Here is a 26,002-nt window from a genome sequence, read left to right as displayed (position 1 = left end):
TCGGCCACTTTGTGGCAGACTTGCTTGTCGGCCAACCGGACCTGTGGTTTAAGGTTTAATATGTTGTCTTTCATTCCAAATTGTTGACATATTGCTTGTGATTTTATATATACTTAATTTGTGTGTTAGCGAGAAAATGGATATATTTGCATCAAGAACCGATTTCATCAGCATTGCTGACACATAACGGAAGCAGTGCAAAGATGTGAATTGCAGGCAATACAAACAAATAACACTCCAACCTATGAACGAACAAGCGCCCCAGCAATGGAATAAGTTTTATCTCAAGGATGTGTCATTCAAGAACCTGATGACGCATCGTATTTTCAATGTCCTCATCATCGCTAACCCCTACGACGCCTTCATGCTCGAAGACGACGGGCGAGTGGATGAAAAGATTTTCAATGAGTATACTGAGCTCGGCCTTCGCTATCCGCCCACCTTCACTCAGGTGAGCACCATGGTGGAAGCCTCCGAAGTGCTCTCCACCACGAGCATCGACCTCGTGATATGTATGCCAGGAAATGCCGACAACGACGCCTTCACCGTGGCGAGGGCGGTGAAGAGGGAGTTTCCGGATATCCCGTGCGTGGTGCTCACGCCATTCTCGCATGGCATCACGCAAAGGATAATGAACGAAGACCTCTCGATATTCGAATACGTGTTCTGCTGGCTCGGCAATACCAATCTCATCCTCTCTATCATAAAACTCATCGAGGACAAGATGAACCTCGAACACGACATCGACGAGGCGGGAGTGCAGATGATACTCCTGGTGGAAGACAGCATCCGCTTCTACTCCTCCATCCTGCCCAACCTCTATAGCTACATCCTTACCCAGAGCCAGAGCTTCGCTACCGAGGCGCTCAACTCCCACACCGCCACGCTGCGAATGAGAGGAAGGCCAAAGGTGGTGCTCGCCAGAACATACGAGGAGGCGATGGACTATTTCGTGCGCTTCCCCGAAAACATTCTCGGCGTCATCAGTGACTGCCGTTTTCCGAAGGGAGGCGTGAAAGATTCTGAGGCAGGACTCAAACTGCTGTCGGAGTTCCACCGCCGTGCCCCGTTCCTGCCGCTCATTATGGAGAGCAGCGAGACGGAGAATGCCGAGAAAGCCGAGAAGTTGGGATTCCGCTTCATCGACAAGAATTCAAAGAAGATGAACATCGACCTGCGCAATGTCATGGCGGAGCACATGGGATTCGGAGACTTGATCTTCCGCGACCCCAAGACCCATGAGGAGATACGCCGCATACGCAACCTGAAGGAGTTGCAGGACAATATCTTCAGCATCCCAAATGACTCCATGCTCTACCACCTGTCGCGCAACCACGTGAGCCGTTGGCTCTGTGCCAGGGCGATATTCCCCGTGTCGGAATTCCTTAAGACGGTGACGCTGGAGAAACTCAGAGACGTGGACCAGCATCGCCAGATCATCTTCGATGCCATCGTGCAATACCGCCACATGAAGAACGTGGGAACGGTGGCCGTGTTCAAACGCGACCGCTTCGATGCCTACAGCCACTTCGCCCGCATCGGCGACGGTTCGCTCGGCGGAAAGGGCAGAGGACTCGCTTTTCTGGACAATATCATAAAGACACATCCCGAATTCAATGAGTTTGAGGGGGTGAAGGTGTCGATACCGAAGACCGTGGTGCTCTGTACCGATGTCTTCGACCAGTTCATGGACAACAACAACCTCTATCAGCTGGCACTCAGCGATGCTCCCGACGAGGAAATACTCCAGGCATTCATCAAGGCGCAGCTGCCAGACCAGTTCATCGACGACTTCAAGACCTTTTTCGAGGCTATCCGCCATCCTATAGCGATACGTTCCAGCAGTCTGCTCGAAGACTCACACTACCAGCCCTTTGCCGGCATATATTCCACATATATGATACCCTATCTCGACGACAAGGACGAGATGCTGCGTATGCTCGCCGCTGCCATCAAGAGCGTGTACGCCTCGGTGTATTTCAAGGATTCCAAGGCGTATATGACTGCCACGCGCAACGTGATAGACCAGGAGAAGATGGCGGTAATCCTTCAAGAGGTGGTGGGCAAGCAGTATGGCGACCATTTCTATCCTAATTTCAGCGGTGTGCTTCGTTCCATCAACTATTATCCTTTAGGATATGAGAAGTCGGAGGAGGGTATCGCCAGTCTTGCCCTCGGACTCGGAAAGTATATCGTAGACGGTGGACAGACGCTGCGTGTCAGTCCGTATCATCCCACCCAGGTGTTGCAGACGAGCGACATGGAGATTGCCCTGCGCCAGACACAGACGCAGTTCTATGCCCTCGACATGAAGCGCGTGGGAGTGGACTTCAAGGTGGACGACGGTTTCAATATTCTGAAGCTCAAGGTGAAGGATGCCGAAAACGACGGCGCTCTCAATTTTATCGCTTCCACCTATGATGCCAACGACCGGGTGATTCGCGACGGACTGTATGATGGCGGACGCAAGATAGTCAGTTTCAACGGTGTGCTGCGCCACGGAGTGTTCCCGTTGCCCGAACTGCTGAAACTGTCAATGCACCACGGCGCCGACAGTATGCGCCGTCCGGTGGAGATTGAGTTTGCCTGCACTCTCAATGATGACCGCACGGGAGAGTTCTATCTCCTGCAGATACGTCCTATCGTGGACAGCAAACAGGTACTCGACCAAGACATCATGACAATTCCTGATGACAAATGTCTGTTGCGCTCGCACAATTCCCTGGGACATGGAGTGAGCGACGATATCGTGGATGTGGTGTATGTGAAGACCGACGAGAACTTCACGGCATCTGACAATCCCGTGGTGGCGATGGAGGTGGAGCGCATAAACAAGAAATTCCTTGCCGACGGCAAGAATTATGTGCTTGTGGGACCCGGCAGATGGGGCTCGAGTGATTCGTGGCTCGGTGTGCCGGTGAAGTGGCCGCATATCAGTGCGGCGAAACTCATCGTGGAGACCACGCTGAAGAACTACAGTGTGGATCCGAGTCAGGGCACTCACTTCTTCCAGAACCTCACCAGTTTCGGTGTCGGCTATTTCACCATCGACGAGAATAAAGGCATGGGATTCTTCCGCAAGGAGATTCTCGACGCTATGCCTGCCGTAGAAGAGACACCGCATGTGCGCCACGTTCGTTTCAGCAAACCGTTGCATATCATGATGGACGGAATGAAACAGGAGGGACTGGTAATATGCGATACGGAAGATGCGAAAGGGAATGACGCACGATAATGGCCGCTTCTCCTCCTTGTTGGATAGTTGGAAGCAGATAGGTGCTGACAGGCTGAAATATACATTGGCATTGTTACACCCTATGTTGTTTTGTAACTTAAAAGCGAGGAATGCTGACGGTTTGTTACATTATATCCTTGATGTATATCAAGAATTGAGTGTATTTCGAAACAAATACATGAAAAACACTTGCAATTTATTGTTATAAGCAATACCTTTGCAACGTGTTTTTCATAGTATTAGATTTAAGGTTAACAAGGTTGGAGTACAGCGGTACTCCTTTTTTTATGTCCTTACGTCTCGTGCGGCGCTTTTATGAAGTTCACAAATCTTGATTTTCTTCATGTGGATTGGTGTGTTTTGGATTACTTCTTCTTCAGCTACAATAATATAATAAAGTAACAAGGGCTAAAATATTGCCATGCAATATCCTAACCCTTGTATTGTCGGGATTACTGGACTCGAACCAGCGACCCCGTCGTCCCGAACGACGTGCGCTACCAACTGCGCTAAATCCCGTTTATTAAAGTGATGCAAAGGTAGTGCATTTTTTGATAATAGCGAAATTTTTCGGGATAAAATTTTGGAAGTACGAAAAAAAAGCGTACCTTTGCACCCGCAATCGAGAAATGGTTGCGATTTTTATTAAGACAATGGTGCCATAGCTCAGTTGGTAGAGCAAAGGACTGAAAATCCTTGTGTCCCCGGTTCGATTCCTGGTGGTACCACAGTTCACGAAGAGAGTTGCCTAATATGGTGACTCTTTTTTTATGCCGCCATCTCTTAGTTGGTAGAGCAAAGGACGTCTCGATGGATTATTTATGGTGATTGATATGTCTTGAAACTTGTTTTGCTTTGTCTCCCGGTTCGATTTTGATATATAACCTCATTTTTCCAAAAAATCGTCAGCCATCTGGTTGTGGATGTGGAAGTGGTTGATATACAGGTGCTTCCGCCTTTATTTGTGCTCTGAAACCATCGGGTAATTGTCTGGATGGTTGGAGAATAAGAGGAAGGAATCGTATGGAAGTGGATGGCTTGCCTTACTACTGTCTGGTAAGACTTTTGCATGCAATATAAATTATGGCTTACATTTCTCTGGTTGCTTCTGCTTTGCCGACAACAAAGCCACAACCATGGGTAAGGATCGTAAAACTGCAATAAATGGGCAGCATGCTTGCCCATGTGGGGCAAGCAGCTTTCTCACTTGGGGCAAGCACCTTGCCCCAAGTGGGCACGGGGGGTACCCAAAACTGTGCCCAAAGTTTCCATGGAAAGAAACGTTCGTTAAGGAGATGCTAAATACTGATTTTCTCTGCAAATGTGCGGAGAAAGATTCTGAACTATTGCCCCGTGCCGCGATTTTTTATCGCACATAGGTTTGGCGTTATTCAATAAATTCATAATTTTGCATTTGAAACAAAAAGGAGACGAAAATCATGAGAGTGCTAATCGTAAACACCAGTGAGAATGTGGGCGGAGCCGCCGTGGCGGCAAACAGGCTCATGGACGCACTGAACAACAACGGCATAAAGACAAAGATGCTGGTGAGAGACAAGGCCACGGACAATATCACCGTGGCGCAGCTTGACAAGTCGTGGCGTCAGAGATGGAACTTCCTCTGGGAACGCTTCGTCATCTTCTGCCACCTGCGCTTCAAACGCGACAACCTCTTCCAGATAGACATCGCCAACGCCGGCACCGACATCACCCGGACACGGGAATTCCGCGAGGCAGATGTAATACACCTGAGCTGGGTGAACCAGGGCATGCTCTCCATCGGAGGCATAAAGAAGATCCTGGCAAGCAAGAAACCGGTGGTGTGGACGATGCACGACCTGTGGCCGGCTTCGTCGATATGCCATTACGCCCGCAACTGCCACCGCTATGAGAGCAGGTGCGGCAACTGTCCGCTGCTGCCCGGCGGCGGATCCAGGAACGACCTTTCTGCCAAGGTGTGGCGCCGCAAGCGTCAGGCCCTCGGCACCAACAGCATACTCTTCGTCACCTGCAGCCGCTGGCTCGCCGACAAGGCTAAGAAGAGCGGACTGCTCAGCGGCCAGAAGTTGATGAGCATCCCCAATCCCATCGACACCCACGTGTTCTGTCGGGAAGACCAGGAGAAGGCACGCATCTATGCCGGACTGCCAGCCGACAAGCGTCTGATACTCTTCGTGTCGCAGCGCGTCACCGACCAGCGCAAGGGAATGGACTATTTCATCACCGCCATGAACAAGATGGTGGAGCAGCATCCCGAGATGCGCCAGAACACCGGCATCGCCATCCTCGGCGGACAGGCAGAGGAACTTGCCGGGAAGCTGCCGTTGCCGTCGTATCCGCTGGGCTACGTGAGCGACGAGAAGAAGATAGCGAGCGTATACAATTCTGTGGATATGTTCGTGCTGCCGTCGCTCGAAGACAACCTGCCCAACACCATCATGGAGGCAATGGCATGCGGAGTGCCGTGTGTGGGATTCAACACCGGCGGCATCCCTGAGATGATAGACCATCTGAAAAACGGCTACGTGGCAGAATACAAGAGCGTGGACGATCTGGCCAAAGGCATGCATTGGGTGATGTGTGAGGCCGACCGCGAGGCGCTCGCCGCCGAGGCGCTGCGAAAGGTGAACACCTGCTATTCGCAGTATTCTGTGGCAATGAAATACATCGAGGCTTATAATGAGGCATTGGCCCTAAAACGCTATAAACTATGATAAAGATTACTCTGATCACCGTTACATACAATGCCGAGAAGCTCTTGCAGCCCACTCTCGACAGCGTGTTCCGGCAGAATTATGCCGCTCTGGAGCATATCGTCATCGACGGAGCTTCTACCGACGACACCGCCGTAGTGGCAAAAGACTATATGGAACGCTCGTTCGCCTCTGACAATGGTCATGAAGTGAGATTGCTCGTGGAGCCTGACAATGGCATCTACGACGCCATGAACAAGGGACTGCAGATGGCAACCGGCGACTATGTGTGCTTTCTGAATGCCGGCGACTCGCTGCCTGCCGACGATACCATCGCCGAACTCGTGGCAAACACGGGAGTGGACAGCTATGTGGCTGCCGATGGGGGAGAGGACGCACTGCCTGCCGTGCTCTATGGCAATACCGACATCGTGGACGGGAACCGCCAGTTTCTTGCCCACCGCCGGCTGTCGCCTCCAGAGAAGCTTACGTGGCGGTCGTTCCGCCACGGCATGCTCGTATGCCATCAGGCGTTTTACGCCCGCACCGACATCGCCAAGCGCACGCCCTTCAATCTGATGTATCGCTATTCGGCAGACTTCGACTGGTGTATAAGGATAATGAAACAGGCTGAGGACAAGAACCTGCCGCTCGCCAACAGTGGCATCGTGCTCGCCGATTATCTGAAAGAAGGCACCACCACACGCCATCACAAGGCGTCGCTCGGTGAGCGTTTCAAGATAATGGCGACATATTACGGTCTTTTAACCACTTATCTGCTCCACGCCTGGTTTGTGGTGAGGGCTGTGGTGAAGCGTTGACGTTTTTTATATCCTTTAGGTATTAATAACTAAAAATATTTCTCATTTATCTGACTAAAGGCTACATTTGCAGCGTGAACAGTGGATTGTTGCACGATGTCGCTGCCGTGGATACGGTGGCGGGTGGCAATAAGATTCCTGTTTCGTATCTTAACTTAATAATATAAACTAAAAAGGAGACAAAAGAAATGAGAAAATCAATTATCGCAGCTGTCGTGATGGCGGCTTTGAGCTTTTCGGTAAGCGCCAGCGCCCAGACCGTATGCCAGAAGAAGTGTGACGGCAAGACACAGTGTGACAAGGCAAAGAAGGAATGCAAGAAAGACGGCAAGAAGGACTGCAAGATGCAGTGTGACAAGGCAAAGAAGTGTGACAAGGCTGCCACCTGCTGCAAGGCGAAGACTAATGGCGTAAGTTCTGCCGCCATGAAGGATCCCAAGATGGCTTCCTGCTGCAAGGTGAAATGCGACAAGAAGAGCGCTACTTGCGACAAGAAATGCAAGACTGCCGCTAAGAAGTGTGACAAGAAGAAGTAACGATAAATTCCAAGCGGCCGCAGGCAGTTATAAATAACTGCATAATGACCGTTGGGGGATGAATATCTCACGATGAGGGCTATCGGTTTCCGCTGGTAGCCCTTGTTGTTTTTTTGAGGGTGTCATTCCGATTGTCCATGTCGGGCCCAAGGCGGTTTGATGACCGGTTGGAGTAGGATGATGCCGTGGCAAAGTGTGCAGGTTGACGCCAATAAGAAAGGCCACCAGGAATATTCCTGATAGCCTTTTCCTTGCCTGTGTTGTTTATACAGTTTCGCTATGGTTCGATAGTGTATGAGCACCCTCGTTATGAGTATCTCAGGATCTGTCCCGGCTTCACGCGCATGTTCTTGCTGATGTGGTTGAGCTTGCAGATCTTGTCGATTGTGGTGCCGCGCTTTCTGGCGATGGCAGCGAGCGTCTCGCCCTTTGCCACTTTGTGGTAGCGCACGTCGCCACTCTCCACATTGTCTCCGATGTTGTTCGAGTTGTTGTCGTTTGCGGCAGCCAGATCGTCGTTCTTGCCGCGCTGACGTGTGGCAGCCAGCGACTCCCTGTTGTAAGACTCCTTGCGGAAGAGGTATGTGTCGCCAGTCACGTCCTGGTTGCGGAAGTCGAACATCAATGCCGGGTTGAGAGCCACGCCGCAGAGACGGGTCTCGAAGTGCAGGTGAGAACCGGTGCTTCGTCCGGTGTTGCCGCCCAGTCCGATAGGGTCTCCGGCACGTACCTGCTCGTTTTCTGCCACGAGATGCTTCGACATGTGTCCGTAGATGGTCTCCAGACCGTTGTTGTGGCGTATCACAACGTAGTTGCCGTATCCGTTTGCCTCATATCTCACGATGCGCACCTTTCCGTCGAATGCCGCACGGATGGTGTCGCCGATATATACCTTGATGTCGAGACCCTTGTGCATGCGTCCCCAACGGCTTCCGAAGTTGGAAGTGATGATTCTGCTGGATGTAGGCATGCAGAAATGTTTCAGGTTTATGCTGAAAGAGTCTGGAAGTTCTGTGGCGCGGTGAGCGTATCTGTTGTTCCAGTCTTTGTATAGCTGAGCTGAAGGAGCTCCAGCCTGTTCTCTTTGTATGAGTTCGCGAAGTGCGAGAGTGTCAACTGCTTTAAGTTTCTTGTCTACTGGTGCCTGGCGTGCCAAGAGGTCTTGTGCTGCTGCTGGTACTGTGGCCAGAGCCATGACTGCCGTTAATGCCAGTGTCTTGATTGTCTTTTTGAATTGCATAAAATAAATATTTTATAATGCAACAGTATGTCTTCCTGTCTGTCGCATTATGTTTGTGTAAGACTAATCATGATGACGGACTGTCAATCGCGCGTTCGTCATTGTGATTAAATTTTCGCTGCAAAGGTAGTAAAAAATTTTTAAAGTTGCTTGTCAGTTAACAGTTTTTAGGTCGTCGTTAACATATAGGCATGTTGTATAACAACTTATAAATGAGCACTGTTAAGCTCCTTGTGCCGTCTCCTGCCCCTCTTTTCCCATCACAGTCTGTGATGTCGCCGGTCATGATATCGCCGCCCAGTTCACGTTGGTCTTTCTCAGTGCGGCAAGGCGTTGCCAGAGCATGCTGTTTTCCGTTTTGTTGCATTCCGGGTCCTGCTCTATTATCTTCTGTGCCTCCTCCCTTGCCATCTGCACTATCTGTCCGTCTCTCGCTATGTCGGCAATCTTCAGGTCGAAAGCCATTCCGCTCTGCTGGGTGCCCTCCAGGTCGCCGGGACCGCGCAGTTTCAGGTCGGCTTCGGCAATGAGGAATCCGTCGTTGGTGTCACACATGATGTCGATGCGTTTGCGCGTCTCGTTGGTCAGTTGAGGCTTCGTCACGAGGATGCAGTACGACTGGCTCGCCCCTCTGCCCACACGGCCCCGCAGCTGGTGCAGCTGCGACAGTCCGAAGCGTTCGGCGTTGAGAATCACCATCACCGAAGCGTTCGGCACGTTGACGCCCACCTCTATCACCGTTGTGGCGACGAGAATCTGCGTCTCTCCGTTAACAAACTTTTGCATCTCCTCGTCCTTCTCAGCCGGTTTCATCTTGCCGTGCACCTTGCTGAGGCGGAATTCCGGGAACACCTCCTTCAGTATTTCAAACCCCTCCTCAAGGTTCTGTATGTCGAGCTTCTCGCTCTCCTTGATGAGCGGAAACACGATATACACCTGTCTGCCCTCTTTTATCTGCTGTCTGATGCCAGAGTACAGACTTGTGGTCTGGTTGTTGTATTTGTGTATCGTTACGATCGGTTTCCTTCCCGGCGGCAGCTGGTCGATAACGCTCACGTCGAGGTCGCCGTATATTGTCATTGCGAGGGTTCGCGGTATCGGTGTGGCGGTCATCACGAGCACATGGGGCGGGTTCTGGCTTTTGCTCCATAGCCTTGCCCTCTGTGCCACTCCGAAGCGGTGTTGCTCGTCCACCACCACGAGTCCCAGTTTGCTGAACTGCACCGTGTCTTCAATCACGGCGTGTGTTCCCACGAGGATGTCCACGCTGCCGCTGGCGAGTCCGTCGAGCACGGTCTTGCGCCGTTTGCCCTTCACGATGCCGGTGAGCAGTTCCACCCATATGTTCATGTCGCCCAGAAACTCGCGTATCGTGGCGAGATGCTGTTCGGCGAGAATTTCCGTCGGTGCCATTATGCAAGCCTGGTATCCGTTGTCGAGAGCTATCAGCATTGTCATCAGTGCCACGAGAGTCTTTCCGCTGCCCACGTCGCCCTGCAGCAGCCTGTTCATCTGCCGTCCGCTGCCCAGGTCGCTCCTTATCTCCCTCATCACCCTTTTCTGGGCGTCGGTGAGTGAGAATGGCAGATGGTCGGAATAGAAGCTGTTGAATATCTCGCCGATGCGCGGGAAGGCATATCCGCGGTATTTCTTCTTTTGGTCGGAGGCATAGCGCAGGATGTTGAGCTGCACGTAGAACAGCTCTTCAAACTTCAGTCTGAAGCGTGCGCTCTGCAGTTCTTCGGCGGTCTTCGGATAGTGTACGTGGCGCAGTGCCGTGTCCCTCTCCACCAGACGCAGTCTGTTGGCGATAAACGGCGGCAGTGTCTCCGGCAGCGGCTGGTTCATCTTTTCGAGCATCGCCTTCGTGATTTTCTCTATCGACCTCGATGTCAGTCCCGCCTTCTTCATCTTCTCCGTGGTGATATAGTAGGGCTGCATTCCCATCTGTGAGAGCTGCAGGTCTTCCGCCTTGTCGATGTCGGGATGTGCAAACTGGTATCTGCCGCCATAGAGAGTAGGTTTGCCGAATACGATATACTCCGTGTTCACCTTGAATTGCTGCGTGGCATATTTGATGCCGGAAAACCATACTATGTCCGCTATCCCCGTTCCGTCGGTGAAGTGGGCCACGAGGCGCTTCTTGCGCGGTCCGCTGCCAAACTCCTCGAAACCGAGAATCCGTCCCTTCACCTGCACGAAGGGCATGTCGCTGCGCAGTTCGTTGATGGTGTATATGCGGCTGCGGTCCACGTATTTGTATGGGTAATACTCCAGAAGGTCGGATATCTTCGAGATACCCAACTCCTTCTGCAGCATGTCCCTCTTCTTCGGCCCCACGCCCGGCAGATATTGTATGTCCTGGTTCAGTATGTCAAGCACTTGTGATGTTCGGTTGTGACAGGTTGAATTGGCTGCTTGTCGGCTTCACTCCCCCAGATTGGTCATCTGGAGTTGCCTGAAGTCTGTTGCTTCAGAAGGATGGACTCCTGTTGCAGTATCACCTCCGCCACAGCCATGTCGAAAGGTCTTGTAATCTTGATGTTCTCCTGGTTGCCCTCCACGAGAGCCACCTCATGGCCGAGGTGTTCCACTACAGAGGCATCATCGGTGAAAGCCTCGGAATAGTCCTGTGCATAAGCCTCCTTCAGCAGTCTGATGCCGAATGCCTGCGGAGTCTGCACGATGCGGTATTCGCTTCTCGGCACCGTCTCCGACGGTGTTTCTCCGCCATCCTGAGAAGTGGCGGCGGTTGTCGTGGCGTCAGAAGCATTCTGCTTGTCGCTCTTCAGGAGATGTCTGAGCGTGTCCACCACAGGCACCACCGGTACGGCAGCCCCCATCTCCGCGGCTTTCGCGTATGTGCGGTGTATGGTGTCGGCAGATACGAATGGGCGCACGCCGTCATGCACCCCCACCGTTCCGCAGGCATCGTCGGGGATGCAGCCGAGTCCGTTTTTCACGGAGTGGAAACGCGTCTCTCCGCCGTCGGCAATCACAATCGGTTCGCAGAACGAATGCCGTTCGCACAACTCCTTCCAATACTCCTGCTGATGTTTGGGCAATACGAGGATGATGCGCATGCGGTCGTTGAAGTTCCTGAACCTGCGTATCGTGTGCATGAGCACAGGCAGTCCGCCTACAGGCAGGAACTGCTTTGGAACGTCAGCCCCCATGCGCATCCCCTTGCCGCCGGCAACGATTATCACATAGTCGTGATTCTCCATCATGCGGCGCTTATTTGTTTTTCATGAGATGCAGATACATCATTCCCTCAGCCACGCTCTCTGCTGTCTGCTTCGTGGTGAGCATTTCGAGCAGCGTGTAGGCATAGGGGAATGTTGCGGCAGGACCTTCGCCTGTCACCACATTGCCGTCAACGGTGCACAGTTCATGGGTATATTCCGCTCCGTCGAGATATTTCTCGAATCCGGGGTAGCATGTGGCACGTCTGCCTTTCACGATGCCCAGGCTTCCGAACACCATCGGTGCGGCACAGATGGCAGCAACGAGTTTCCCCTTCTCATACTGGCTGAGCACGGCATTGCGCACACCCTCGTGGTCGTTGAGGTTTGTGGCGCCTGGCAGTCCTCCGGGCAGCATCAGCAGGTCGGCATCCTCCAGCTTGGCGTCCTCGAATTTGAGGTCGGCCTTCACGGTCACGCCGTGTGCCATCTCTACTAACTCTGAGCCTGTGATGCTCACTGTCTTTATCTCCACTCCGCCGCGGCGGAAAACGTCAACGGGAATCAGGGATTCTATTTCCTCTGAACCGTTGGCAAGAAACATATACGCTTTTGCCATAATCTTTTGTTGTTTAATTATTCTATTGATAGACCGTTTGTCTTTCTTGATGTATCGCTGGAATATGTCGGTAGTAGCCGTCTTGTCGTCTTTTTCCTGCGTGTCGCGCTTCAGCTTGTATTCTCGTGCCATAATTCTTTAATTTGCAAGTGATACCAATCCTGACTTTTCCAAGGGGAAGTGACAGGCTTCCTTGTATGCCTGTAGCCTTTGTCAGCTTCGGGGCCTTACTTTAGGCACTGGAGATACGCCTCGATAGTGTTCTTCAGTCCGATGTAGAGGGCATCGCAGATGATGGCGTGTCCGATGCTCACCTCGTCGGTCCATGGAATCATCCTGTGGAAGTAGGCAAGGTTCACCAGGCTGAGGTCGTGGCCGGCGTTCAGACCCAGTCCCAAATCGCGGGCAGCCACGGCAGCGTCGATAAACGGCTTGATGGCCTCCTCCCTGTTTTCGTCATATCCAGATGCGTAAGATTCGGTGTAGAGCTCCACTCTGTCGGTTCCACACTCCTTGGCTCCCCTCACCATTTCGGCAGAAGGGTCCACGAAGATGCTCGTTCTGATGCCTGCCTCCTTGAATCTTCCTATCACGTCGGTAAGAAACGCCTTGTTCTCTATCGTGTTCCATCCGTGGTTGCTCGTCAGCTGGGCGTCGCCGTCGGGAACGAGCGTTACCTGTGTCGGCGTCACCTCAAGCACGAGGTCGATATATCTGTCGATAGGGTTTCCTTCGATGTTGAATTCCGTAGTGATGAGCGGTTTTATCTCCCTCACGTCTTGATAGCGGATGTGTCTTTCGTCAGGTCTTGGATGTACGGTTATGCCCTGGGCGCCAAACAACTGGCAGTCAACGGCGGCCTGCTCCACGTCGGGATTGTTGCCGCCTCTGGCGTTGCGCAGGGTGGCTATCTTGTTTATGTTTACACTTAATTTTGTCATGTCTCTTCAATTTGTTAATATCACAGTGCCCGAAATTCGGTAGAAAACCGTATATTTGCAGACACTTTCAAGCGCAAAGTTACGAAAACATTTGCAATGGAGGCTTATTAATTCGTCAGAAAGATAAAAAACTCCCAATTATGTCGTTGAGAAAACTCAGATTTGCCATTTTCGGCAATATTTACCAGGCCAGGAAGTCGGCGGACATACAGCGCTTGCTGTTGTCGCTCAATGAACGGATGGCGCAGGTGAGCATGGAGAGAAGTTTCTACGATTTCCTCTGCTCGTCCCACGGTTTGCCGCTGCATGGCGTCACTGTGTTTGAAGGAAACGACTTTGATGCCGACTTCGTGATATCCATGGGAGGCGACGGCACATTGCTGCGGTCGGCATACAGCGTGGGCAGCCGCAGCATTCCCATTATCGGCGTGAACATGGGGCGCCTGGGATTCCTCGCCGGTGTCGGCGTTGACGATTTCGACAGTGTGCTCGACAGCATATACGCCGACAGCTATATGGTAGACAGTCTTGCCATGGTGAAGGTGGAGAGCGATGGCGCCAACGGCGACGAGCGGATTTCGGAATGCGCCCTCAACGAGATAGCCATACTGAAACGCGACAATGCTTCGATGATTTCCATCCGTGCCAGCATCAACGGCGAATATATCGTGACGTTCCATGCCGACGGACTGATAGTGAGCACGCCGACGGGGTCGACAGCCTATTCCTTGTCTAACGGCGGACCGATAATCGTGCCGCACACCGGAATATTGTGTCTCACTCCCGTTGCGCCGCATAGTCTCAACATGCGTCCTATCGTCGTTGCCGACGACTCTGTGATAACCCTTGAGGTGGAGAGCAGGAGCCATAACTATCTCGTCGCCGCCGACGGACGTTCCATCAAATGCGGTGAGGGACAGACGCTCACCATACGCCGTTCCCCCTACGACGCACATATCGTGAAGCCCAAGGATTCTACATATTTCTCCACGCTGCGTGCCAAGATGATGTGGGGCGCCGACATGAGGATGAAGAACGAGTAAGCCAATGAGATATTTGAGAAAATTCCTGAAGATACCCAAGAGCCGGTATTCAGCCAGACAGATAATAGGATGGCTGTGGAGGGCATGGCGCGGCAACCGTCTGCAGGCGTCGCTCAATGCCATCCTCGGACTCATCGATGTGGCGATAAGTCTGCTGTCGGTGTGGGCGGTGAAACACGCCATCGACGTGGCGTCGCATGCCGTGGAGGGTTCTTTGTATTGGGCGGTGGCAATCATGGCGCTGCTCATCCTCGGCGGATTTGCCGTGAACATCGCTTCGATATGGGTGAAGAACATATTGGGAATAAAGGCACAGAACAGAATGCAGCAGCGTCTGCTCGCCCGCATCCTGCGCTCCGAATGGCATGGCAAGGAGAAATGGCACAGCGGCGATGTGCTGAACCGCCTGGAATTCGACGTCAGCAACGTGGTGGGGTTCCTCACCGAAACGTTGCCAAGCACTCTCTCCGTGTTCGCCCTCTTTCTGGGTTCCTTCTTCTATCTCTTCTCCATGGACCCCGTGCTGGCTCTGGTCATCATTGCCATGCTGCCGGTGTTCATCCTGTCGAGCAAGGTGTATATGGGCCACATGCGCAAACTGACACGCCAGGTGCGTAACTGCGACAGCAAGGTGCAGAGCGTGTTGCAGGAAACGATACAGCACCGTATGCTGATAAAGACCCTTGAGAAAGACGACGAGATGGTGGGCAGACTGGAGAACATGCAGGGAGAACTGAGACATAACGTGGTGAGACGCACCAGATTCTCGGTGTTCTCAAACCTCATACTCAATACAGGTTTCGCCATCGGATATCTCGTGGCATTCCTGTGGAGCGCCCTGCGGATGTATCACGGCACACTCACCTTCGGCGGAATGACAGCATTCCTCCAGCTCGTGTCCAAGATACAGGGGCCGGCACGCAACCTCACCAAGCTCGTGCCGGCATTCGTCTCCGTGTTCACTGCAGCGGAGCGACTGATGGAACTTGAAGAGAACCCTCTCGAAGAACAGGGCGACCCCGTGTCGATGGCGATGACGGGTGGTGTGGGAGTGAGGTTCGACGACGCCTCCTTTGCCTACGCCGACGGCAGCAGGGATGTGATAGACCATCTCTCTTTCGATTTCCGTCCAAACCCCTGCACCGCCATACTCGGAGAGACGGGAGCCGGAAAGACCACAATGGTGAGACTCATCCTCGCCCTGATACAGCCCACCAGCGGCCATGTATACATATATAATAAGGAAAGAGAGCAAGACATCTCGCCTCTCACACGCTGCAACCTCATCTACGTGCCACAAGGCAACACGTTGCTCAGCGGCACCATCCGCGACAATCTGCGCATGGGACGGTTCGATGCCACCGACGAGGAGATGATGCAGGCCCTCGACAAGGCATGTGCCGGTTTCGTGAGAGACATCCCCGGAGGGCTCGATGCCAGCTGCAGCGAGGCGGGCGGCGGATTGAGCGAGGGACAGGCTCAGCGCATCTCCATAGCCAGGGCATTGCTCAGGGAGGGAAGCGTGATGATATTCGATGAGGCTACGAGCGCTCTCGACCCGGAAACGGAAAGGCAGCTCCTCGCCAACCTGCTCCAGGAACGCCGGCAGACCATCATATTCATCACCCACCGCCCGGCAGTGGTGGACTATTGCGACCAGGTGTTGAGGATATGATGAACATCCGACGAACCGCTATGGCGCCTGACGGCCACATCGCAAGTGTAAAAGAGAGTATAACATCAAAAAGAGAAAACGATATGAAAATAAAGAAACTATTCATCTTCGTGGCGATATTCCTCGCCGCAGTGGTCTCGTCGCAGGCTCAGAATGCGCCGGACCAGACAAAAGACCTCGACTCGCTCTATGCACAGAAACTGTTGAAGCCCGGAACGGTGGCTCCCGATTTCATCCTTCCGATGATGAACAACTACAAGGTGCAGCTCTCAGAATTCAAGGGCAAATATGTGCTGCTTGACTTCTGGGCAACGTGGTGTCCGGACTGCCGCAAGGACGTACCTGCCGTGAAGGAACTCTACGACAAGTATGGCTCAAAGGTGGAGTTCATCGGTGTGTCGTTCGACGTAGACCACAACCGCTGGACAAAATATGTTGTAGACAACGGGATGAAATGGCGACAGGTCAGCGAACTGAAGAAGATGCGCGATGCCGAAATCTCCAAGGCATACGGAGTGGAGTGGATTCCGTCGATGACGCTCATCGGTCCCGACGGCAAGGTGGTGCTCTCCACGGTAGTGCTGGAGAGAATGGCAAAGGCACTCGCCGACATAGCGAAATAATCCCACACCATTTTCCGCAAGTCTTTCGGCTTGCGAACTTGTTGACTCGTCAAGACAAATCTCTTTGTCAACTCGTTTACTTGTCAACTCGTCAACTTTATAAAAATAAAACTCAAGACATACAGATATGCCAGAATCAAATTTCGTAGACTACGTGAAGATATACTGCCGCTCCGGTAAGGGCGGCAAGGGATCTATGCACCTCCGCCACGTGAAGTATCAGCCCAACGGCGGTCCCGACGGCGGCGACGGCGGTAAGGGAGGAAGCATCATCCTGCGTGGAAACCATAACTACTGGACCTTGCTCCATCTGAAATACCAGCGCCACATCAAGGCGGAACACGGCGGCAACGGCGGTAGAGACAAATGCCATGGCACCGACGGCAAGGACGTATATATAGACGTGCCTTGCGGTACTGTGGTATACGACGCCGAGACAGGAAAGTTCATCTGCGACGTCATGCACGACGGACAGGAAGTGGTGCTCCTCAAGGGAGGCCGCGGCGGACTCGGCAACTATCAGTTCCGTACCGCCACCAACCAGGCTCCGCGCTATGCCCAGCCGGGAGAGCCGATGCAGGAGATGACGGTCATAATGGAGCTTAAGCTCCTTGCCGACGTCGGTCTCGTCGGGTTCCCCAATGCCGGCAAGAGCACGCTGCTCTCCGCCGTGTCGAGTGCCCGGCCCAAGATTGCCAACTATCCCTTCACCACCCTCGAACCGTCACTCGGCATCGTGGGCTATCATGACAACAAGTCGTTCGTCATGGCAGACATCCCTGGAATCATAGAGGGAGCGAGCGAGGGCAAAGGTCTCGGACTCCGTTTCCTGCGCCACATCGAGCGCAACTCCCTGTTGCTCTTCATGGTGCCGGGTGATACCGACGACATAAAGAAGGAATACGAGATACTGCTCAACGAGCTTACCAACTTCAATCCCGAAATGCTCGACAAGCATCGCGTGCTTGCCGTGACAAAATGCGACCTGCTCGACGATGAACTCATTGAGATGCTCAAGGAGACGCTGCCGTCAGACCTCCCCGTGGTATTCATCTCGTCGGTGTCGGGAATGGGAATCTCCGAACTGAAGGATGTGCTGTGGAAGGAACTCAACAGCGAGAGCAACAAACTCGCTGATATAATGGCAGAGGACACCCTCGTGCATCGCGACAAAGATCTCAACACCCTGCCCGAAGAACTGCGCAAGGAGGGAGAAGACGAAGTGGTGTTCCTCGACGAGGATGATATCGAGGACGTGGAAGACCTCGACGACTTCGAATATGATATGGAGGACGAGGACTGATGCAGAAACCACAACTCCATTATTACGACCTCGACGACAATGTGGTGGCGTTCAGCTCCACACGTCATGGAGGATATAGCATCGGCAGCCACGGTGAGTTCAACATCAACGAGCATTGTGGCGACGATGCCTCTGCCATAGCCCGAAACCGTCAGATCCTCTGTGAGGAGCTTGGCGTCGCCGACGCTAATGTCATTGTGCCACACCAGACGCATGGTGTGGAGGTGAGACAGATTGCTGCCGACTTCCTCGCCCTCCCGCTTCCGGTAAGGAAGATGATTCTGGATGGCGTGGATGCCGTGATGACAAATCTGGAGAACGTATGCGTCGGTGTGTCTACAGCCGACTGCATCCCCATTCTCCTGTCCGACTCCAGGCATGGAGCCGTGTGTGCCGTGCATGCAGGATGGCGGGGCACTCTGTCGCGTGTCGTGATGAGAGCCGTGGCGGAGATGCGTCTTGCCTACGACACCAATCCCGCAGACCTCAAGGCTGTGATAGGTCCCGGCATCTCCTTTGATGCCTTTGAAGTGGGCGACGAGGTGTATGAACAGTTCGTGGCGGCAAACTTCGACATGCAGGACATCAGCCGCCAGATGAAGATGAATGGCAGTGAGGAATACAAATGGCACATCGACCTCGTGGAATGCAACCGCCAGCAGCTGCAGCAATGCGGACTTGCCGCCGGCAACATACAGTCGTGTGACATCTGCACATATTCCAATACCGACGATTATTTCTCTGCCCGCAAGCTCGGCATCGACTCCGGCAGGATATACTCGGCTGTGATGAGAAAATAAAACATCTCGTCAACCCGTCAACTTGTCAACTCGTCAACTGATATAACAACAAAGCCTCAAAGCTTGAATGCTTTGAGGCTTTATTATAGGGGGATGATGTGATTTAGAGATTGTCGATCACGGTGCAGATGTCACCGAAGATACGGTCGAGCGCTCCCAGTCCGTTGATGTGGTGATGGATGTTCTCATTCTTATACCATTCGATGAGAGGAGCGGTCTGGTTGTGGTAAACGTCGAGGCGCTTCTTTATCGTCTCCTCGTTGTCGTCAGAGCGTCCGCTCTCCTTGCCGCGCTTCACGAGGCGCACCATCAGTTCGTTCTCCGGAACGTCGAGCTCTATCATTGCAGCGATTTTGTGTCCACGCTCGTCGAGCATCTTCTTCAGAGCTTCTGCCTGTGGGATAGTGCGAGGGAATCCGTCGAATATCACTCCCTCATGCTCCTTGCCGAAAGAGTCGTATACGCTGGCGAGGATGTTTACCATCAGCTCGTCAGGAATGAGCTGACCCTTGTCGATGTAAGCCTTGGCAGTCTTGCCCAGCTCAGTTTCGTTTTTGATTTCATTGCGGAGCACGTCACCAGTAGAGATGTGTCCCAGTCCGTACTTCCTGATAAGGAGATCGCTTTGTGTGCCCTTTCCTGATCCGGGCGCACCGAAAATAACAATATTCTTCATGTGTTTTGTTGATATGTAATTTATTGCTTATTCCTTTACTACGTAAATGTCTCTCAGGTTTCGTCCCAGTCCGTCGTAGTCAAGCCCATATCCGACTATGAAGTCGTTTGGAATCTCCATGGCGATATATTCGATGTCGAGATTCCTCTTCAGGTTGTCAGGTTTGAGCAGCAGCGTGCAGATGTGTATCTCTGCCGGTTTGAACTCCTTCAGATATTCTATCATCTTCTCCATGGTGAGACCCGAGTCCACGATGTCTTCCACGATGACCACCGTGCGTCCCTCGATATTCTCGTTGAGGCCCACGAGTTTCTTCACTTTTCCTGTAGATTCTGTGCCCTGATACGATGTCATCTTCACGAACGAAATCTCGCTCTCTATGGTGAGCATCCTCATCAGGTCGGCGGCAAAAATGAACGATCCGTTCAAGACTCCGAGCAGCAGAGGCTTCTTTCCTTTCAGGTCGTTGCTGATCCTGTCTGCCACGGTTTTCACTCGGCGCATTATCTCCTCCTCGGGTATCAATGTCTCGAAGGTTTTGTCTTTGATATCTATTGTTGCCATAAGAATTATATTGTTTTTGCGCACAAAAGTAATAAAAATATTCAAACAATAAGTCAATCTATCCAATTAATTAGTATTTTTGCAGATATGAAGATTCTTACAGGCACACAGATACGTGAGCTCGACAAATATACGATAGAACACGAGCCGATAAAATCCATCGATCTGATGGAGCGCGCGGCAAAGGCATTGACGCGCGCCATAACGAGAGTATGGGACGACAACACCAGCGTGGTGGTCTTTGCCGGACCCGGCAACAATGGTGGCGATGCGCTTGCCGTGGCACGCATGATGGGAGAGCAGGGCTACAGCGTGAAGGTCTACCTCTTCAATGTGTCAGGCACCCTCTCCGCCGACTGCAGCGCCAACAAGGAGCGTCTTGCTGGAGCCGCCGGCGTCACCTTCATTGAGGTGACCAACGAGTTCGACCCGCCGGAGCTGCCGGCATCGGTGCTTGTCATCGACGGACTCTTCGGTTCGGGACTCAGCAAACCCCTAAGCGGCGGTTTCGCCTCGCTGGTGAAATACATCAACCAGTCGGAATGCCGGGTGGTTAGCATCGACATCCCGTCGGGCCTCATGACCGAAGACAACTCCTACAACACGCGTACCAACATCATACGCGCCGACTACACCTTCACCCTGCAGCAGATGAAGCTGGCGTTCCTCTTTCCTGAGAACCAGCGCTATCTGGGCCGCCTCGGTGTGCTCGACATCCGTCTCAGCGCCGAAGGCATAGAGAAGGCAGACGCCAAATACGAAATTGTGGACGAGAGCTTCGTCCGCACGCTGCTCCGTCCGCGTGGCGACTTCTGGCACAAAGGTGATGCCGGCACCTCGCTCATCGTTGCCGGCAGCTATGGCATGGCAGGTGCTGCAATCCTTGCTTCCAGAGCCTGCTTCCGTTCCGGAGCGGGCAAGGTGATAACCCACGTTCCGGCACGCAACAACGATATCATGCAGATTGCCGTGCCGGAGGCCATCGTCAGCCGCGATGCCGACGACAACCTGTTCACCGAACCCGTTGCCGACGACAGTTTCGACGCCATGGGCATCGGTCCGGGCATCGGCACCGACGAGGTGACGGCAACGGCATTCATCTCGCAGCTGCGCCGTGCGCAGGTGCCTACGGTGGTAGATGCCGACGGACTCAATATCCTGGCTTCCCACAGGGCATGGTTCCAGAGAATCCCCGTGGGCACCATCCTCACACCGCATCCTCTGGAGTTTGAACGACTCGCCGGAGTGCGTTTCAACGATGGTTTCGAACAGCTCTCCAAGGCTGTCGAGATGGCGCAGACCATGCAGATATACATCATACTGAAAGGTCATTATTCAGCCCTCTGCATGCCCGACGGCAAGGTGATGTTCAATTCCACAGGCAATTCCGGAATGGCGACGGCAGGCAGCGGCGATGTGCTCACCGGTGTGCTCACCGCACTCCTCGCACGAGGCTACAACCAGAAAGACGCCTGTCTGATAGGCACCTACGTGCATGGTCTTGCCGGCGACCTGGCGGCAGAAGAGCTGGGAGTGGAGAGCGTTACTGCCGGCGACATCGTGAGGTTCCTGCCAAAGGCTTTCAAACGTCTCGACGACTGATGGCGACACGGTAGTGACCATGGGGCAGGGCTGCTCCCTGTCCGACTTTAGAAAATCCATAATCCAAAACGAAACGACATAAAGAATTGATATGAAGAAATATATGAAATACAGGAATGTGATGAAGGGACTAATGGCTGCCGTGGCAGTCACCCTTCTCGGTGTTCCACAGAATGCCGCGGCGCAGGACGACGTGCGCACGGTGGACGGTGCATCCTATTATCTGCCGAAGACGGAGCTTCGCTTCTCGCTCCTTGTCGAGAAGGCCACATTTACTCCCGGCGACCTCGCTCCCTATGCCTCACGTTATCTGAGGCGCGACGATGTGAGTATGGAGCCGTCAACACAATACCGCATCGTGGGCATGCAGCTCTCGCAGAAAGCTGTGCCCGACACCACGAAATTCTTCACGGCGAAAATCGACGGCAAGCATAGCGTCCGCACTCTCTCGCGTGATGAGAACGGAGTGTTGCTGGCGGTGAATGCCGAACCGAGGGAGGCGAAGACCCGCAAACCTTTCGTGGCGGCGCCGAAACCGGCTCCGGTGAACCCTCGCGACTATATGACTCAGGAAATCCTCAGCGCTGCCAACAAGGTGAAGATGGCGGAGCTTTGTGTGCAGGAGATATACGACATTCGCGAGAACAAGAGTCTGCTCAACAAAGGACAGGCAGACTTCATGCCGAAGGACGGTGAGCAGCTCCGTCTGATGATAGTCAATCTGAACGCTCAGGAGAATGCCCTGCTGCAGCTCTTCGAGGGCACTACCGACCGTGACACTACGGAGGTGGAGGTGGCATTCGTGCCCACCCGTGAGGTGGAGAAGCAGCTGCTGTTCCGCTTCTCTAAGTATTTCGGACTGACGGATGCCGACGACCTCAGCGGCAAACCTTATTATATTAAGGTGGAAGACCTTCACAGTTCGCCCACTCTCAACGGCAGTCTGGCTGACCCCAAGAAAGACAAGGACAACATCGGCATCTGCGTGAACCTGCCGGGTAAGATACGTGCCACGGTGTTCAGTGCCGACCGTGCTTTGGGAGCCTTCGAGCTGTATGCTCCGCAGTTTGGCACCACCGAGTCGTTGAGCGGTGAGATGTTCAGCAAGAAGTTCACCTCCCACCTCGTGCTCAATCCCGTCACGGGAAGCATCGAGAGTCTTGAGACAGAACCGCTGAAATGATATTCCGCCATACGATGGCAATGATATAGATTGATAGTATATGCCTTTAACCGATTCTCCTTTATCCGGTTAAAGGCATTTTTTACAGCACGGAGTGATAATATCGGTGAGCATAGTGTCCATCAGCCTGCGGCGATGGACACGGGTCTAAAATAAAACACTGATATCACAGATAAACCACGGATCAATCATCACGGATTATTTTAGACCTTTTTAGTTTTGGATTAAACCCAAAACGGTCATTAGGCCGTTTATTGTATTTTATATTTACTGCTTGCAGTCTTTTGTTTTTTATAAGGCGTCTTTTGCTTGTTTTTAATTCGTAATAGCTCGCTATTACTCATTAAAAGCCAAACAAAATCCACTCTTCTAAAAGAACAAAATCCAGGCAAGCCCTAATGACCGATTTGGGTTAAAAAAATATCCGTGAAAGACCGATCCGTGGTTCTCCGTGCAATCCGTGTTTCATTTTTTGATTTGTGTCCCTGCCGAAGGCTGGGGCACACAACTACAACAACACGGAATAGATATATCTGTGAGTCGATTAATATCGACTTCTGATTCCTCATCAACAGGAAAGAGTCTGTTATGTTGGCGCTTTGCATCCCCTTACTGACGTTTCTTTCTATGGAAACTTTGGGCACAGTTTTGGGCACTACCCGTGCCCACTTGGGGCAAGGTGCTTGCCCCAAGTGAGTAAGCTGCTTGCCCCACATGGGCAAGCATGCTGCCCATTTCATGAAGCTTTTAAGACAAAATCCAGAACCGACAAGTTGTAACTACAATCAGACAGTCAATGGTATTTGTCCCTCCCCTTCGGGGGAGGCTAGGTGGGGGCTGATGACAGTATGCGGAGTAACTAGTTTCTTCCCTTTGGGAAGGTCAGGATGGGTTTAAGGTCAGGATGGGTACCCTTTCAGACTGTCATGATACTTCAGTGATACTTCTATGATACATTTCTGTAAAGCAAAGAGAAAAGTCTCATTCCGCCATCTGCTTGCGTGTCAGACGATTATGCCCGAATGGAGGCTCGAAAATGATACCATGATACTTTCCAGGAGAAAAATCATTCATACGATGACCACCTTGCCTACACGTTAACATCGGTTAAAAACGGGAAAAACGTCGTCGTATAGTGGTGAGTGTCTCGTTTTTTATCATTACATTTGCATGCAAAGAGAAAAAACACGGGGTGCTGAGAAATTGGCTGAGATTATACCCACATTAACCTGATGCAGGTAATGCTGCCGGAGGGAATTGATATAACCTATAATAAAGCCCCTACTTCATGCGGAAGAGCATGGAATAGGGGCTTTTTCTTTTCCACTCACTTTCAGAGGCATTCCGTTAGAAAATAGATTTGGTCATCAGGCAGTTTTAATGTAATATCTTATAACTGCTTGTGGAAAATCACCCAACCGTTCATCACGGTTTGACAAGGTTTCCATCGCCCCGTAGGGCACAGCCTTGACAGGTACTAACCATAACTAAGGAAAGCAAATGAAAGTAAACATCAACAACAAAGAGACAGAGACCGCCGCAAAGAGCGTTGCCGGCCTCGCCGAGGAGCTGCAGCTGCCGGCAAAGGGAGTTGCCGTTGCCATCGACAACAAGCTCGTTGCCCGTACCGACTGGAGCACAACGCCAGTGGAAGAGGGTGACAACATAGTGATAATAAAAGCGTTCTGCGGAGGATAGCCACATGATGAACAGAGAAGCAAAGGCAAATTTCAGTCTGCAGTTCATATCCCACACCAACGGCAATACCACCTATCTCGACGGTATCAGGATGGCGCTCGAGGGCGGTTGCAGATGGATACAGCTGCGCATGAAGGGAGCCGCCGACAGCGAGGTGGAGCCGATAGCCGTCGAGGCACAGAAAATGTGTCGCGAGGCAGGCGCCACGTTCGTCATCGACGACCGCGTGGAGATGGTGAAGAGGCTGGGAGCCGACGGAGTGCATCTTGGCAAGAACGACATGCCCATCAGCGAGGCACGCCGCATCCTGGGCGACACTTTCATCATCGGCGGTACGGCAAACACCATCGCCGATGTGGAAGACCACTGGAAGAGCGGCGCCGACTATGTGGGCTGCGGTCCGTTCCGTTTCACCACCACCAAGGAGAAGCTCTCGCCGGTTCTCGGCATCGGCGGCTACGAGAACATCGTGGCAGAGATGAATCGTAGGGACATCGGTATGCCAGTGGTGGCGATAGGCGGAATAACCACCGACGACATCACCGCCATCATGGCTACGGGAGTCAGCGGCATTGCCGTGAGCGGCACGATACTCCGGGCTGACGACCCGGTGGAGAAGACGCAGGAGATAATGCGGCTGCTGGCAATTCATGAACGGCAGATGCCATAGGCAATATGATAAAAAGGAGAGACTACGACTGTCCTTTCCCGGGCGGTATGTCGCTCCCCTCGTCAATTCGTAAAACTTCAAAACAACATACAGAATGGAAAAATTAGTTATCGCAGGAAGGGAATTCAATTCCCGCCTGTTCCTGGGCACAGGAAAGTTCAACGGCAACACCCTGATGGCAGACGCCATCAAAGCGTCGGAAACGGAAATGGTTACGGTGGCAATGAAGCGCATCGAACTGGAAGACAAGAACGACGACCTGCTCGCCCACATCACCCAGAACCCTAACATCCAGCTGCTGCCAAACACCAGCGGCGTGCGCGATGCCGAAGAGGCAGTCTTCGCGGCACAGATGGCACGCGAGGCATTCGGCACCAACTGGCTGAAGCTCGAGATCCACCCCGACCCACGCTATCTGCTGCCAGACTCTATAGAGACACTGAAGGCAACGGAGAAACTCGTGAAGATGGGCTTCGTGGTATTGCCATATTGCCAGGCAGACCCCACACTCTGCAAGCACCTCGAAGAGGCAGGAGCAGCCACTGTGATGCCGCTCGCCGCACCGATAGGCACCAACAAGGGATTGAGAATGAAAGACTTCCTCAAGATCATCATCGACCAGGCCACGGTGCCAGTGGTAGTGGATGCAGGTATCGGTGCTCCGAGCCATGCCGCCGAGGCAATGGAGATGGGAGCAAGCGCCTGTCTGGTGAACACCGCCATCGCCGTGGCAGGAAACCCTGTGGAAATGGCAAAAGCCTTCAAGGAAGCCGTGGTATGCGGCAGAAGAGCCTACGAGGCAGGACTGGGAGCCATCAGCGACTGCGCCGAGGCAAGTTCGCCACTCACAGCATTCCTCGACAAATAAACCATATCAAGAATACATAACCTAATA

General features: G+C 52.8%; 20 protein-coding genes, 2 tRNA genes and 1 pseudogene. 15 read left to right on the top strand and 8 right to left on the bottom strand.

The genetic code is table 11. The features are described from left to right. Positions 1-244 precede the first annotated feature (244 nt). Entirely contained in the window at positions 245-3,235 is a 2,991-nt protein-coding gene (locus tag ST42_RS01415; RefSeq protein WP_022316502.1) for a PEP/pyruvate-binding domain-containing protein, read from the top strand. 446 nt (positions 3,236-3,681) lie between these two features. On the opposite strand, the gene ST42_RS01410 is transcribed toward ST42_RS01415, so the two are convergent. Continuing rightward, positions 3,682-3,754 (bottom strand) — tRNA-Pro (locus ST42_RS01410). A gap of 136 nt (positions 3,755-3,890) precedes the next feature. Between ST42_RS01410 and ST42_RS01405 the strand changes: the two genes are divergently transcribed. The 4 genes from ST42_RS01405 (at position 3,891) to ST42_RS01385 (ending at position 7,285) form a co-directional block, all read left to right on the top strand. After that, positions 3,891-3,963, top strand: a tRNA-Phe gene (locus ST42_RS01405). A gap of 711 nt (positions 3,964-4,674) precedes the next feature. Further along, entirely contained in the window at positions 4,675-5,949 is a 1,275-nt protein-coding gene (locus ST42_RS01395; RefSeq protein WP_042518195.1) for a glycosyltransferase family 4 protein, read from the top strand. After that, a complete protein-coding gene (locus tag ST42_RS01390; RefSeq protein WP_042518196.1) occupies positions 5,946-6,749 on the top strand; it encodes a glycosyltransferase family 2 protein in 804 nt (267 codons plus the stop codon). Before ST42_RS01395 ends, ST42_RS01390 begins: the two co-directional genes overlap by 4 nt. A 188-nt stretch (positions 6,750-6,937) precedes the next feature. Beyond that, positions 6,938-7,285: a hypothetical protein gene (locus tag ST42_RS01385; protein WP_044071977.1), complete on the top strand. Its 348-nt coding sequence runs from the start codon at positions 6,938-6,940 to the stop codon at positions 7,283-7,285. Positions 7,286-7,592: 307 nt separating this feature from the next. Here ST42_RS01385 and ST42_RS01380 read toward each other — a convergent pair whose 3' ends face one another. The 5 genes and pseudogenes from ST42_RS01380 to ST42_RS01360 all read right to left on the bottom strand — a co-directional run bounded on the left by ST42_RS01380 (position 7,593) and on the right by ST42_RS01360 (position 13,270). Beyond that, positions 7,593-8,525, bottom strand: a complete 933-nt coding sequence (locus ST42_RS01380) for a peptidoglycan DD-metalloendopeptidase family protein (RefSeq protein ID WP_022315627.1) — start codon at positions 8,523-8,525, stop codon at positions 7,593-7,595. Positions 8,526-8,807: 282 nt separating this feature from the next. Next, positions 8,808-10,919 (bottom strand): annotated as a pseudogene (gene recG, locus ST42_RS01375) (ATP-dependent DNA helicase RecG); the annotation flags it as partial. Positions 10,920-10,969: 50 nt separating this feature from the next. Next, on the bottom strand, positions 10,970-11,755 hold the full coding sequence (ispD, locus tag ST42_RS01370) for a 2-C-methyl-D-erythritol 4-phosphate cytidylyltransferase (protein ID WP_394364883.1): 786 nt from the start codon (positions 11,753-11,755) through the stop codon (positions 10,970-10,972). A gap of 7 nt (positions 11,756-11,762) precedes the next feature. Continuing rightward, complete coding sequence (locus ST42_RS01365) at positions 11,763-12,329, bottom strand: DJ-1 family glyoxalase III (RefSeq protein ID WP_044071997.1); 567 nt, start codon at positions 12,327-12,329, stop codon at positions 11,763-11,765. Positions 12,330-12,556: 227 nt separating this feature from the next. Next, the gene (locus ST42_RS01360; RefSeq protein ID WP_044071975.1) at positions 12,557-13,270 is read right to left on the bottom strand and encodes a pyridoxine 5'-phosphate synthase; all 714 of its coding nucleotides are present in this window, start codon (positions 13,268-13,270) and stop codon (positions 12,557-12,559) included. A gap of 140 nt (positions 13,271-13,410) precedes the next feature. Between ST42_RS01360 and ST42_RS01355 the strand changes: the two genes are divergently transcribed. From ST42_RS01355 to pgeF, 5 genes are all read left to right on the top strand, one after another. Then, positions 13,411-14,313, top strand: coding sequence for an NAD kinase (locus tag ST42_RS01355; protein ID WP_044071974.1), 903 nt, complete (start codon positions 13,411-13,413; stop codon positions 14,311-14,313). 4 nt (positions 14,314-14,317) lie between these two features. Beyond that, the gene (locus ST42_RS01350) at positions 14,318-15,988 is read left to right on the top strand and encodes an ABC transporter ATP-binding protein (protein WP_044071972.1); all 1,671 of its coding nucleotides are present in this window, start codon (positions 14,318-14,320) and stop codon (positions 15,986-15,988) included. Positions 15,989-16,071: 83 nt separating this feature from the next. Next, positions 16,072-16,611: a peroxiredoxin family protein gene (locus tag ST42_RS01345; protein ID WP_042518269.1), complete on the top strand. Its 540-nt coding sequence runs from the start codon at positions 16,072-16,074 to the stop codon at positions 16,609-16,611. A 127-nt stretch (positions 16,612-16,738) separates the two neighbouring features. Continuing rightward, the gene (obgE, locus tag ST42_RS01340; protein ID WP_022315618.1) at positions 16,739-17,914 is read left to right on the top strand and encodes a GTPase ObgE; all 1,176 of its coding nucleotides are present in this window, start codon (positions 16,739-16,741) and stop codon (positions 17,912-17,914) included. Next, on the top strand, positions 17,914-18,714 hold the full coding sequence (gene pgeF, locus ST42_RS01335; RefSeq protein WP_044071970.1) for a peptidoglycan editing factor PgeF: 801 nt from the start codon (positions 17,914-17,916) through the stop codon (positions 18,712-18,714). The genes obgE and pgeF overlap by 1 nt, the downstream gene beginning before the upstream one ends. A gap of 103 nt (positions 18,715-18,817) precedes the next feature. Here pgeF and ST42_RS01330 read toward each other — a convergent pair whose 3' ends face one another. After that, on the bottom strand, positions 18,818-19,390 hold the full coding sequence (locus ST42_RS01330; RefSeq protein ID WP_022315616.1) for an adenylate kinase: 573 nt from the start codon (positions 19,388-19,390) through the stop codon (positions 18,818-18,820). Between the two features lie 27 nt (positions 19,391-19,417). Further along, on the bottom strand, positions 19,418-19,954 hold the full coding sequence (hpt, locus tag ST42_RS01325) for a hypoxanthine phosphoribosyltransferase (RefSeq protein ID WP_044071995.1): 537 nt from the start codon (positions 19,952-19,954) through the stop codon (positions 19,418-19,420). An 87-nt stretch (positions 19,955-20,041) separates the two neighbouring features. Between hpt and ST42_RS01320 the strand changes: the two genes are divergently transcribed. From ST42_RS01320 to ST42_RS01295, 5 genes are all read left to right on the top strand, one after another. Beyond that, entirely contained in the window at positions 20,042-21,556 is a 1,515-nt protein-coding gene (locus ST42_RS01320; RefSeq protein ID WP_044064500.1) for a bifunctional ADP-dependent NAD(P)H-hydrate dehydratase/NAD(P)H-hydrate epimerase, read from the top strand. Positions 21,557-21,659: 103 nt separating this feature from the next. Further along, positions 21,660-22,739 carry a DUF4831 family protein gene (locus ST42_RS01315; protein ID WP_231556858.1) on the top strand — a complete coding sequence of 360 codons (1,080 nt, stop codon included), beginning with the start codon at positions 21,660-21,662 and terminating at the stop codon, positions 22,737-22,739. Between the two features lie 1,500 nt (positions 22,740-24,239). Beyond that, complete coding sequence (thiS, locus tag ST42_RS01305) at positions 24,240-24,437, top strand: sulfur carrier protein ThiS (protein ID WP_044064504.1); 198 nt, start codon at positions 24,240-24,242, stop codon at positions 24,435-24,437. A gap of 4 nt (positions 24,438-24,441) precedes the next feature. Beyond that, a complete protein-coding gene (locus ST42_RS01300; protein ID WP_231556856.1) occupies positions 24,442-25,107 on the top strand; it encodes a thiamine phosphate synthase in 666 nt (221 codons plus the stop codon). 94 nt (positions 25,108-25,201) lie between these two features. Then, a complete protein-coding gene (locus ST42_RS01295) occupies positions 25,202-25,975 on the top strand; it encodes a thiazole synthase (RefSeq protein ID WP_044071968.1) in 774 nt (257 codons plus the stop codon). Positions 25,976-26,002 lie beyond the last annotated feature (27 nt).

The sequence above is a fragment of the Prevotella pectinovora genome (assembly GCF_000834015.1).
GTDB lineage: Bacteria > Bacteroidota > Bacteroidia > Bacteroidales > Bacteroidaceae > Prevotella > Prevotella pectinovora.
This window is presented reverse-complemented; position numbering and strand designations above follow the sequence as displayed.